Source organism: Bradyrhizobium sp. Gha (genome assembly GCF_900113735.1).
In the GTDB taxonomy this organism is placed as follows: Bacteria; Pseudomonadota; Alphaproteobacteria; order Rhizobiales; family Xanthobacteraceae; genus Bradyrhizobium.
Genome location: NZ_FOQM01000075.1, coordinates 1 through 10,846 on the forward strand (window position 1 = coordinate 1; position 10,846 = coordinate 10,846).

Here is a 10,846-nt window from a genome sequence, read left to right on the forward strand (position 1 = left end):
CGACAACAACGACTGACGCTCCGCATCGCGGATGAAACGGGTAGAGGATCTCAATCTCGGATCCTAGACACCGGCATTATGACGCTGGTTCGCCCAGCTTCGGCAAGAGCCACTTGGCGGTAGCGATGGGCCTGGTCCTCATCGAGAACGGATAACCGGTCCTGTTCACCGGACCACCGATTACGTGCAGAAGCTCAAGGTGGCTCGCCCCGAGCTTAACCTCGAGGCCGCCGTCAATCGCCTCGATCGCTTCGATCTCCTGATCCTCGATGATCTTGCCTACGTCAGCAAGGATCAGCCCGAGACCAGCGTGCTGTTCGAACTCATCAGCGCACGCTACGAGCAGCGCTCGATGCTGATTACGGCCCAATCAGCCGTTCGGCGAATGGAACAAGGTCTTCCCGGACCCGCTATGCCCCTCGTCCATTTACCACGCCGACAATCGCGAGATGAACGTCGAGAGCGATCCCCGGCGGACCGCCATCGGACGAACGGCCACCATCGCACGCGACACCAAAACCGTCGCTGCTTGTCTGTCGGCATTTAACCGTGCCCGCGATTGGAGAATGGAGGACTGAAAGGAAACAGGAGATCTTCGATCGCGTCTGCACCTAGATTGGCTCTGATCTATTCGCGTTTCAGTAACTGATCGGAGGTTTCTGGCACGAGTGGCGTGAAGTCGACCAGGAGAACAGTGCGATGTCCTTTCGTGTTATTACACGCAAAGATCGGGAATACGTAATGGGCCACGCGCCGGTCGTCCACCGTAAGAATGTCTAAGGTCTCCTCGAGAGTTATACGCGCGCGGCGGGCATCGAACGGGATTTCGTTCGGATGCATATCCGCAAATGCCCTCTCGACCACCAAGCTTACGCCCCCGATCACGTTAACGCGCTCGAGCATCACGACTGTTGTACTGAGCTCGCCGTCGACGTGCGCGCGATTCGGACTGATGATTCCGGGGCGCGCCCCCTTCGCTTGCAGGGAGATCAAATGAAGTCCCGCCCGCAGCCAATCGCGAGCTTCATCGGGAAACAAAGACGACGGCGTGACCTGGAAGCACAGATCAACAACCTCCTGCAAGCCATGGTGCCGAAGCAGATTTTCCGGCAGGGGTTCGAACCGCCGCTCAGCGTCATAGTCGCGGTTCATTCCGGGCGGCTGAATAAATGTGGTGAACCGCTCTCCGCAACTGTCCACGAATGGTGGAAATGCCAGGAAACGGGTCCCGGCCGCGGCTCGCTTCACGTAAACTCCGACGGAGTAGTACCGATGGCGGCCGGCCTCACACCCGCCGCGGTTTTGGTCGATGGGAGCGCTACGGCCGGCATCGCGGGCCAATCCAACCCAATCCATCGCGGTCGCGCTAATCACGCATTGGATGTTCTTGCCGATTTCATGGGCGAATCCGTTACGCTCCAGTGCATCTCGATACCGGTCGATCGTCGGGTGCGGCCTCACGACTGCGGGGAAGGCCTTGTTCATGGTCCCATTCCTCTTGAATCCGAGTATTGTCTACTTGGGGAGATATCTTCATATTTTTGGCCGTTGAGACGAACCGAGGATCGATTGTTCATCGGCATCACCTACAATAGCTACTGCAAGATTATGCATCGCACGCAGACGGTGTGCCTAGCTGCCAATCTTCGGAGGTTACAGTGAAGCGTTAATCTGACCAAAGAGTGCTTGGCGGGGGAGCCGCTGCACACAAACACCAGTTCTTCACTGCCGAAGGTGCACGGGCGCTTGGAGCCCCGCGATTGGTGCAGCGGGCGCGACGACAAGCTGCACTGCTTGCGATTATGTCGAGCCGCTAAACTTGCGCACCAGTGAGTAGAGCGGTTCCCGATCGGATTGAACCTGGAAAGGACTACTGGCAGAATCGCAAAACATAGTGATGACGCGTAATGCCGATGAGTTCATTCGGCGCTTTCTCCTGCACCCCCTGTCGGACGGGCTCCACCGCATCGCAACAAGCTTCCTTGCCAATGGCGGACGCACCGATAAAATCGCCCTCTGCCGTCAACTCCTTGCTGTACCCAACGCTGCGGCTGATCGAGATGCCGACGGCCATCCCCTCGCCAAATCACCATGCGTCGCGTCGACGTCGCCCCGCGAGCCTGCGCCGCAATCATCCGTTTCGTTATGAAACGTCATGACCCACGCCCGCACCATCGACCCCGTCATGATCACCTTCTTGGTGGCAACGTCCGAGGTAGCCGTGGCCGCGTTCATCACGGAACATCCCGCTAATTGTTCGGCTGCGCATCCCAGTATCGCAAAGCACTCGATGGATCGCGCCTTTGGCCCGATCAATCGAACCCTCCATACCGGAAGCGGGGCGGGCTTGGTGCGGTGGCGGACATCTGCCGCAGACCCGGGATCAGCAGGCGACCTACTTCAATTGGAAGAAGAAGTAGTATGGCGGTCTGCTGCCCGCCGAGAGGCGCCGGCTGAAGCAGACCGAGGAGGAGAACGGCAAGCTGAAGAAACTGGTCGCCGATCTGCCGCTCGACAAGGATGCTGCAGACGTGATCCGCCGAAAGCTATGAAGCCTGGCCGTAAGCGCAAGCTGCTTGACGAGGTCCGCAGCGAATGGCAGGTCTCGATGCGCAGGGCCTGTGACGCTCTCGAATTTGACCACGTGACCTACCACTACAAATCCTGTCGGTCCGGCCAGGCTGCCCTCGAACAGAAGATCAGCTAGATCTGCCATGTTCGCATCCGCTACGGCGGTTCACGTCGTGCTGCGTCGTGAAGGCTGGCGCCATGGCCAGAACAAGACCCGGCGCGTCTATCGCGAATTGCGCCTGAAATTGCGCAACAGAGCGCTCAAGCGCCGGTAAGCTGCGCGACGACCGCAGCCCGGCGACACGATCGAACGAGACCAGGGCGATGCATTCCGTCCACGATCAACTGGCGCGAGAATAATCAGGACGATCAACTAGTCTATTACGATAAGCTCCGCCAGATGGCGCGCATGAAATTGTGGATCGCAAGAAAGCACAGCGCCATCACACCCCCGGCCGGTCCGAACCGATATTGCTAAGCGCGCGCCGCTCCGCCACTCCAGCCAACAGTACCCGCTCTGCGCGCAACGCAAACGCCATCACCTGCAAACGAGAGCAGTTCGTGTGGCAGCGACGCGGATGCTGATTTGCTTCTGCTATAACATGTCTTGTTTCATTTCTCCGCCGCAAACTCGCGATCCCCCAGATGCAGGGATTACGCGGCGTTACACAGCAACGAGCTGCAGACGTGAAGCGCACATCGGCATGGACCTGCTGCTGAGCCGGGGAATTTCGCCTCGTCGCCCAACGATGAGAACGCCTGTCACCATTGGCAAGAAAATCGCGGATAGGCTGTTTGTTGGACATGCGCGGCTGTTGTTCTGCTGGGTGCCTGCCATCATGTGAGGTACCAAAATCACGGCTCTATAAGTTTCTCAAGAATCAGAACGTCATAGTACCTTCCGCCGTAGGAAAACACCTCCGGAAGGTATCCAACGGCCGACAATCCGCACTTTCTCTCTGCGAAGGAAACACTGGTGGGCATATCCTTGAAGACAAACGCGGAAATGCAGTGCAACTTCAGGATTCTTGCTCGACTTAACAGAGTATGTGCAAGATGGGATCCGATTCCCTTTTGACGAAATGATTTTTGAACGTAGAGCGACATCTCGGCTGTATGCCTGACATCTTCGCTGAGGCGAAATCGAGTGAGGGCTGTCCAGCCGACCACCGCCCCCTCATCCACGCATGTGTACGACTCAAACGACGGAGACTCTTCGAATATAAAGTGTCGCATTTCTTTGATGCTGCGGGCCCGCGTTCCTTGGGTTGACTCCTTTGCACGACATGCAGCGTTGTAGATCTCCGTCACACTTGGTAGGTCATCTGCTCGCAACGGGCGGACTTGATATGACATTAGTGGTCTCCCAGTCTCGGTTTGCATCAGGGTATGGAGTCGAAGGAGTTATTTGAGTGTGGCGGTCTCTGAAGCCGCGTGACAACTACCGGTCTTGGCAGTTTGCGTGGACAGGCCTGATCGTAATTATTTTGGCAGCGCATAGCATGTCGAGAGCGAAGGCGAAGAGTAACGTCCACACGGAAGACAAGCAAACACCATCCGAACATGAGACCTAAGAAAACAAGGAGACTCAGTCAATGTTTCGACGTGCTACTTGTGCCGATGCCGACGAGATCGCAAAACTCTACAATCAGGCCATGAAGCCTGGCATCTTTGCCATGAGCCCATTTGCTCCCGATACTCGCAACAAGCGCGTCGCCTGGCTTCGCGAGCACAAAGACCCTTATCCTGCGTTTGTTTACCAGATTGATAATGGCAAGATAATCGGCTGGTGCTCCTTGAGTACGCTTTCTGTCCGCCCCGAATATACAGACGTGGCAGAAACATCACGTTATATTGACGAGAACCATCGAGGAGAGGGACTTGGTAAGCTAATGTTCGCACACCTCGTTGAAACTGCCAGGGCGTTGGGATTTCGACTATTGGTCTCAACAGCGTACGAACGAAACGTCCGAAGCTTAAAAAGCGCTGCCCCTTTTTTTGACCGCGTCGCGGTGCAACATGAAGTTGCATGCATTCATGGTGAATGGCATAATGTAGTATGGCTCTGGAAAAAGTTGCGATGAGTCGTAATTTGCGCTTCGGTCCCGATCATCCTCCGACAATCTCAACTTTTCAGACGGGTGGTTCTTTGAGCAAAAGAGCGGGTAGACGGGACCATCATCACCGGCCCATCGCCGCCATGACAGATACCCTCACTGAACTGCAGAACAACCCTGAGGCGGCCGGGATGCCGCACGCGAATGGCTCGGCCTCCTCCTCGATCGCGAGGTCCGCGCCCGCGACAACCGCCGCTTGACCACTGCGAAGCTCGGTCAAGTCGACGCCATCGAAAACGTCGACTACGCGTCCGGTGACGGCCCCCTGGTCGGGTCATCTTGATCGGATGGCTGACTGCACTATGCGCCCTGAGCGACGTTATTAGGTTGCCAATTCCACCGCATGAAGTCGTGGATGCGCTGATGCGCTTGGCGGGACGACCGGTAGGTGCGCCAGCGCGTCGGCGAGCCAAGCCGTAAGCGCGAAGCCGATACCCTGGCTTCAGAGTTAGAATGAATGTGCGAAAGAAGCCTCCGGCTTGGACGGAGGTTTGGGATGGGATTGGACAGCAAAAGGACGTCCATTTAGATGGCTCATCGGCGGGGTCGGTGAGTCGGCTGGAAGTTCTTGAAGGACCGTCGGAGCGCCGCGTGCGTTCGGAAGCTGAGAGAGCTCGGATCGTCGCCGAGAGTCTGTTACCCGGTGCTCAGGTGTCCGAGGTGGCGCGCAAGCACGGAGCGACACGCTGGCAGATCTACGATTGGCGACGGCGGTTTCGACAGCGAGGCATGTTGCCGCCGTGCGAGGCGTCCCCGCCGTCATTCGCGCCGCTGGTCGTGGAAGGTGCGTTGGAGGAGCGTCACGCTCCGGCGATCAAGCTTGAGATCGCGATCGGTGATGTCGTGCTGCGGACGGATACGGCCATTGATGCCGAACAGCTATCCCGGGTGATCCGTGCGGTGCGAGCGTCACGATGATCGCGGCCGGAGCTGATCTGAAGATTTACGTTGCCACGCGGCCGATCGACTTCCGCTGTGGCCACGATGGGCTTGCGGCGAAGGTGCAGGAGATGCTTCATCTCGACCCGTTTAGCGGAGCAGCCTTCGTGTTCCGCTCGAAACGAGCGGACCGGATCAAGATTTTGGTCTGGGATCGAACAGGCCTGGTGTTGGTGCACAAGCGCCTCGAAGGTTGCAAGTTTGTTTGGCCAACGATCACGAACGGCGTGATGCGGATGTCGCCGGCGATGTTCGCGGCCTTGTTCGAGGGGCTGGATTGGAGATTGGTCCGCCCGGAAGAAGCACGGCGCCCGCAGGCGGCGGGATAACTGCGGCAGAATGACTCGGCAGCTATTTTGAACGTGGCACGCGCGGCGGCGATGTGCTCGAAATAGCGAATGAGCATCGCGGCGCTGCGCGACGAAAACGAACGCCTTAAGGCGCTTTTGGAGCGAACGCAGGCGGCCTTGAGCGAGCATCAGGGGGCGCTGGTGGCGTCGGAAGAAGCCCGACGCCGGCTGGAGATCATTCTCGGCGAATTGCGACGCGACAGGTTTGGCGCGAAATCCGAGAAGCTGCGACCAGATCAGTATCATTTGCCGCTCGAAGACGTGGAGATCGCGCAAGGCATACTGGATGCCGCGCAGGAGAGAGCCGAGGCGGTGATCCAGGGCCGATCACGGAACGCACCAAATCATGGTTCTCATCGCAATCGCGGCTGCTTGCCTGCCCATTTGCCGCGGGTGGAGCGGATTATCGAGCCTGCGAGCACGCTCTGCCCGTGCGGTTGCGGCGCCATGACGAAGATCGGCGAGGACGTCAGCAAGCGCCTTGACGTGATCCCGGCACAATGGCGTGTGCTGGTCAAACGCCGCCCAAAATACATCTGTCGCCGCTGCTCGGGCCCTGTCGTGCAGGCGCATGCACCGGAGCACGTCGTGCCCGGCGGGCTGCCGACCGAAGCGGCCATCGCGCACGTGATCGTCTCCAAGTTTGGCGATCATACGCCGTTTTACCGTCAGGCCGAGATCTATGCGCGCCAGGGGATCCGGCTGGATCGGGCGACACTGGGCAACTGGTCGGGCCGCGCCTGCTTCCATCTTCAACCCATCGCGGACCACATGCGCCGCCACCTGGCCATGGCGGATCGCCTGTTCATGGACGAGACCACGGCACCGGTGCTTGATCCGGGGCGAGGTCAAACGAAGAAAGGCTACTTCTGGGCGATCGCCTCAGACGACCGCGGCCACAGCGGTCCAAGTCCGCCGGTCGTGCTGTTCCGATATGCCCCCGGTCGCAGCGGTGCCTTTGCTGAGCAGTTCCTCGACGGTTTTGGCGGACGCTACCTGCAATGCGACGCTTATGACGGTTATGACCGGCTGACCGAAGTTGCTCGACCGCAAGGGCCATGGACGCTCGTGCATTGCTGGAGCCATTTGCGCCGGCGCTTCGTCAAATTGGTGCGCAACAGCAAGTCGCCGATCGCCGAGGCCGCCGTTCGGCACATCGCACAGCTTTACGCCATCGAAGCCATGGTGCGCGGCTCATCGCCGGACATGCGGTTGGCCGCGCGCAAGGAGCACTCGCTGCCCATGGTAGCCGCGTTTAAGTCGTGGTTCGAGAAACAGCTGTCGATGATCTCCAGCGGTTCGACGCTCGCCGAGGACATCCGCTATGCGCTCAATCATTGGCAGGGGCTGACCCGCTTCCTCGAAGACGGGCGTCTCGAGCTCGACACCAACCCGGTCGAGAACGCCATCCGGCCAGTCTGCTTGACCAGGAAAAACGCTCTCTTCGCCGGTCATGAAATCGGGGCAGAAAACTGGGCCTTGCTCGCGTCGATCGTCGCCACCTGCAAGCTCAACGACGTCAACCCGGTGGCCTACATCGCCGAAACACTCGAGGCCATCATCGACGGCCATCCCAATAACAGAATCGAAGACCTCATGCCGTGGCGCTTCCGCAAGGCGTCAAGCCTGCGTCCATAGGGTGGCGGCTAAGCGCTTACGCCAAGCCTGCGGGTCGAGGTCATTGAGCTTGGCGTTTATGCCGCCCGCCGAGCTATGCCGGGTCGGGTCGTTTTCCCAAAGCGACCGGATTGGGCGGCGCCGCCTTCATTGGCACGCTGGCCGCCGCCGCGATGCTTATGTGCTATTTCGAGCACATCGCCGCCGCGCGTGCCACGCTCAAAATAGCTGCCTATCATTCTGCCGCAGCTATCCAGCCGCCTGGGACGCCGCGCTTCTTCCGGCCGGACCAACCTCGAATCCAGTCGATGCGACGCCTCGCACGGCGGCAACACGCCTGGTTGTCGAAGCCGCCGTTGCCGATCGTAGATCTGCCAGCGCGTCCCCTGCGCGCTACCTCGGCCACCCGCGCACCGGGCAACAGGCTCTCGGCGACGATCCGAGTTCTCTCAGCTTCCCGCGGCGCTCAGACGGTCCTTCAAGAACGTCCAACCGGCTCACCGACCCTTCCGACGGGCCGTCTAAATGGACGTCCTTTTTGCTGTCCAATCCCATCTCAAACGTCCAAACGTCCGTCCAAACCGGAAGCTTCTTCACATCTCGATCCCGAAGCAAGGGCTTTCGGCTAAGCGCGTACGCATCAGCTCAAGATCATTGTCATTGGCCGGCCGCGGCGGCCGATGTACGCTCCATCGCGCAAACGCTCAGCAGGTGGCATTGGCGGCGGACCGATAGACTCTCCCTGGGGGATGGGAACCAGACCGCAGGCGGCGATCCGCCTTGGGAGTTTCTTTGCGGGTTACCGAGCAGCGTGTCAGCCAGTCCCAGGGTTGCGATCCTTGTCCGGTTTCTCCCAGGGTCGACAAGCCGTTTGTCGCGTTCAAAACGCCTAAAGTCGTCCATTGAACCACGTGTACCAACTCACAATCAATCGCTTAGTGCGCGACACAGCGCTGGCACGCCCGTTGCTCTCAGGATGCCACAACACTGAGTGACGATACATCCACGGTCCGTGATGTCACTTGCTACCTGACTAGGAGAATGAGATGAGATTACTCATGCTTGTAAATACTCTCGACTGTTTAGAGGAAAATGGTGCACTTCTGAGTAATGCGTTTCGTCGCTTCGGTTGTGAAGTGGTTCTCGGCGACATCAACGCAATTGCGGCAGATGACTATCGCCATTTCACACAAGGAGTCCTGGCACCGGCAAATGGTGATCCGTACCATCCCGGCTCTGCAGCACTGGGTACTCGATCGACATATTTTTTTGACGAATGCCAGACAATCTGGGTCATGGGTTTACCCCATGATCGCGTCGCGCTCGACGTTTGGCAAATGCTATGGTTAGCGTCCCAACAAACCGCCTTTGTTAACAGCATTGAAGGCCTGATGTTTCTAAACACCAAACATGCGTTAGGCTATGTGCTGCCAAAAGAGAACAGAGTGTTTTCGTACATATCGAATGACTTCGCGTTACTTTGGGACTGCTATCGGCATATTCAAAATCAATCTTGGGTCGCGAAGCCGCCAAACTCCGCCTGCGGGCAAAACGTCTTCTTTCTTCCTCCAAACGGGCCAAACGTTCGGACAATACTCCAATGTCTTACCGGAAATACCGTCGCCCAAAGCGCACTCTATCATGGTGGAGGAGGTGGCTTCAAAGCTGAGTACGCTATTCTCCAGAAGTATATACCGGAAGTAGCTCAAGGCGAAAAACGAATTATCGTTGCTTGCGGCAAGGCGGTTGCCTGGCATGGTCGGCAAATGAATTCAGACGATCACAGGTCGAATGTAGCGCAAGGAGGAAAGGCCATATCGGTCGATATGCACTCAAGTGAAATCGAGCTTGCCGAGCTGGTCGGTCAAAAGTTGATGGCCCATGGGATCAATTTTATCGGCATTGATATGGCTTATCCGTATATCCTTGAACTTAATCTTGCATATCCGGGAGGGTTATCTGACGCAAACGCACTTTCCGGAGTAGATCATTCGGATCATATTGCGCAGCTAGTCATTGCTCACTTCGAGCAGTGACTTGCCGTCTCGTGTATCAGTGAAATGCCCTAGGAATTTCGTCCAGAAGGATTTAGAGTCCGCCCTAACGAAGGACGGACAGATGAAGTGGAGTTACCCCCGTCAGACCGGACACTCGGCTGCTTTGAGTGATGCAATGTACTGCCGCGGTGACCGGTAGCCCAGCCGGGAGTGCGGGTGTTCTGAGTTGTAATCCTCCATCCACTGGTCGATCGGCTGCAGGGCGGTGCTCGCATCAGGAATCGGGTTCATACGAACATAGTCACGCTTGAAGGTCTTGACGAACGCCTCGGCCATGCCGTTGCTCTCGGGGCTTTCCACCGGCGTGAAGCAGGGCTCGAGGCTACGCGTCCGGTGGCGGCCCTGGTTAGGTCATGTTAGGATGGCTGGCCGCGCTTATGCGGCCTGAACGACGTTCTGAGCTCGCCAATTCCAGGGCATGAGTCCGTGTAGGCGCTTGGCGGGATGATCCGGTAGACGTGCCAGCACGTCGCCAAGCTAAGCCTGTGGGTCGATGTCATTGAGCTTGGCTCTTGCGATGAGGCTATAGTATAGATGGCAGCCGCACGTCGGCCGCCCTCGTCGGACTTAAGGTCCAATTTTTTCGTCCCACGGCGGCCGCCCGTAGCTCACGCTCGGCAGCATTGTTAAAGGGCAAGATATTGCCGGCGCCTCAAGGTAAGCATCCGGTGAGGCTTTCAATTACCCACATTTCGAGCCGCTGCGATTTCGGCGCCGAGTTCGATATCTGTGAGTCTCGAGAGGCCGCGCCAGATGACAACATTTCCAGGCGGCGGATCGACCGCCTTGGCCAGGTAGCCACTCAATCGTGAGATAAAATGCAAGGGTTCCAGGGCGATCGTCGATGGGTGGCGCCGCTGATGAGTCGATCGAGCAACGCGATCTCGGTGTCCGTCAATGCGAGCTTCGGTGACGCATCTGGGGCGATGCGATTGAGCATGGTGAGCCAGAGGACGCGCCAGCTGAGAATGCAGAAGACCGCCATTAGATTGGCAAGTCGCTCCGCGGTCCGGAGTTTGAGTCTTCCGCCTTGCAGCCCGATTTCAGAATCTTGTGGAACACCTCGATTTTCCACCGCATGGCGTACCAGTTGAGCTTCTCGATTGCTTCGGAGCGACTGCGGACGGCTAGGTCCGTCATGAGCTTCCAATTGGTTTACGGCCCTTTGGCGTACCGCGCTCGGTGGCATGGGTTA

At 58.1% G+C, this 10,846-nt stretch carries 8 protein-coding genes and 4 pseudogenes; 7 read left to right on the forward strand and 5 right to left on the reverse strand.

What is annotated here, in order from left to right:
- Positions 1-86: 86 nt before the first annotated feature.
- Positions 87-578 (forward strand): annotated as a pseudogene (locus BM222_RS39220) (ATP-binding protein); the annotation flags it as partial.
- Between the two features lie 49 nt (positions 579-627).
- Here BM222_RS39220 and BM222_RS39225 read toward each other — a convergent pair.
- Both BM222_RS39225 and BM222_RS43600 read right to left on the reverse strand, forming a co-directional pair.
- Positions 628-1,485, reverse strand: coding sequence for a 2OG-Fe dioxygenase family protein (locus tag BM222_RS39225; protein ID WP_092239945.1), 858 nt, complete (start codon positions 1,483-1,485; stop codon positions 628-630).
- 385 nt (positions 1,486-1,870) lie between these two features.
- Positions 1,871-2,074, reverse strand: coding sequence for a hypothetical protein (locus BM222_RS43600; protein ID WP_177243750.1), 204 nt, complete (start codon positions 2,072-2,074; stop codon positions 1,871-1,873).
- 260 nt (positions 2,075-2,334) lie between these two features.
- Here BM222_RS43600 and BM222_RS42735 point away from each other — a divergent pair.
- Positions 2,335-2,922, forward strand: a pseudogene (locus BM222_RS42735) (transposase); the annotation flags it as partial.
- A 504-nt stretch (positions 2,923-3,426) separates the two neighbouring features.
- Here the strand turns inward: BM222_RS42735 and BM222_RS39240 are convergent.
- A complete protein-coding gene (locus BM222_RS39240; protein WP_349509907.1) occupies positions 3,427-3,954 on the reverse strand; it encodes a GNAT family N-acetyltransferase in 528 nt (175 codons plus the stop codon).
- 212 nt (positions 3,955-4,166) lie between these two features.
- Here BM222_RS39240 and BM222_RS39245 point away from each other — a divergent pair, with 212 nt between their 5' ends.
- The 5 genes from BM222_RS39245 (at position 4,167) to BM222_RS39270 (ending at position 9,630) form a co-directional block, all read left to right on the forward strand.
- Positions 4,167-4,655: a GNAT family N-acetyltransferase gene (locus tag BM222_RS39245; RefSeq protein ID WP_092239947.1), complete on the forward strand. Its 489-nt coding sequence runs from the start codon at positions 4,167-4,169 to the stop codon at positions 4,653-4,655.
- A 486-nt stretch (positions 4,656-5,141) separates the two neighbouring features.
- Positions 5,142-5,606: an IS66-like element accessory protein TnpA gene (gene tnpA, locus BM222_RS39250; RefSeq protein WP_092239948.1), complete on the forward strand. Its 465-nt coding sequence runs from the start codon at positions 5,142-5,144 to the stop codon at positions 5,604-5,606.
- Positions 5,603-5,956, forward strand: a complete 354-nt coding sequence (gene tnpB / locus BM222_RS39255; protein WP_092239949.1) for an IS66 family insertion sequence element accessory protein TnpB — start codon at positions 5,603-5,605, stop codon at positions 5,954-5,956. The genes tnpA and tnpB overlap by 4 nt, the downstream gene beginning before the upstream one ends.
- A 69-nt stretch (positions 5,957-6,025) precedes the next feature.
- Positions 6,026-7,615, forward strand: coding sequence for an IS66 family transposase (gene tnpC / locus BM222_RS39260; RefSeq protein ID WP_092239950.1), 1,590 nt, complete (start codon positions 6,026-6,028; stop codon positions 7,613-7,615).
- Between the two features lie 1,025 nt (positions 7,616-8,640).
- Positions 8,641-9,630 carry an ATP-grasp domain-containing protein gene (locus BM222_RS39270; protein WP_092239951.1) on the forward strand — a complete coding sequence of 330 codons (990 nt, stop codon included), beginning with the start codon at positions 8,641-8,643 and terminating at the stop codon, positions 9,628-9,630.
- A gap of 102 nt (positions 9,631-9,732) precedes the next feature.
- Here BM222_RS39270 and BM222_RS39275 read toward each other — a convergent pair.
- Both BM222_RS39275 and BM222_RS39280 read right to left on the reverse strand, forming a co-directional pair.
- Positions 9,733-9,972 (reverse strand): annotated as a pseudogene (locus BM222_RS39275) (integrase core domain-containing protein); the annotation flags it as partial.
- Positions 9,973-10,026: 54 nt separating this feature from the next.
- Positions 10,027-10,282, reverse strand: a pseudogene (locus tag BM222_RS39280) (transposase domain-containing protein); the annotation flags it as partial.
- Positions 10,283-10,846: the final 564 nt, after the last annotated feature.

What these genes read in the sequence shown, in the direction of transcription:
- BM222_RS39245 (WP_092239947.1), top strand. Translation starts at nt 4,167, where the DNA reads ATGTTTCGACGTGCTACTTGTGCCGATGCCGACGAGATCGCAAAACTC.
- tnpA (WP_092239948.1), top strand. Translation starts at nt 5,142, where the DNA reads ATGAATGTGCGAAAGAAGCCTCCGGCTTGGACGGAGGTTTGGGATGGG.
- tnpC (WP_092239950.1), top strand. Translation starts at nt 6,026, where the DNA reads ATGAGCATCGCGGCGCTGCGCGACGAAAACGAACGCCTTAAGGCGCTT.
- BM222_RS39225 (WP_092239945.1), bottom strand. Translation starts at nt 1,485, where the DNA reads ATGAACAAGGCCTTCCCCGCAGTCGTGAGGCCGCACCCGACGATCGAC.
- BM222_RS39240 (WP_349509907.1), bottom strand. Translation starts at nt 3,954, where the DNA reads ATGCAAACCGAGACTGGGAGACCACTAATGTCATATCAAGTCCGCCCG.
- tnpB (WP_092239949.1), top strand. Translation starts at nt 5,603, where the DNA reads ATGATCGCGGCCGGAGCTGATCTGAAGATTTACGTTGCCACGCGGCCG.
- BM222_RS43600 (WP_177243750.1), bottom strand. Translation starts at nt 2,074, where the DNA reads ATGGCCGTCGGCATCTCGATCAGCCGCAGCGTTGGGTACAGCAAGGAG.
- BM222_RS39270 (WP_092239951.1), top strand. Translation starts at nt 8,641, where the DNA reads ATGAGATTACTCATGCTTGTAAATACTCTCGACTGTTTAGAGGAAAAT.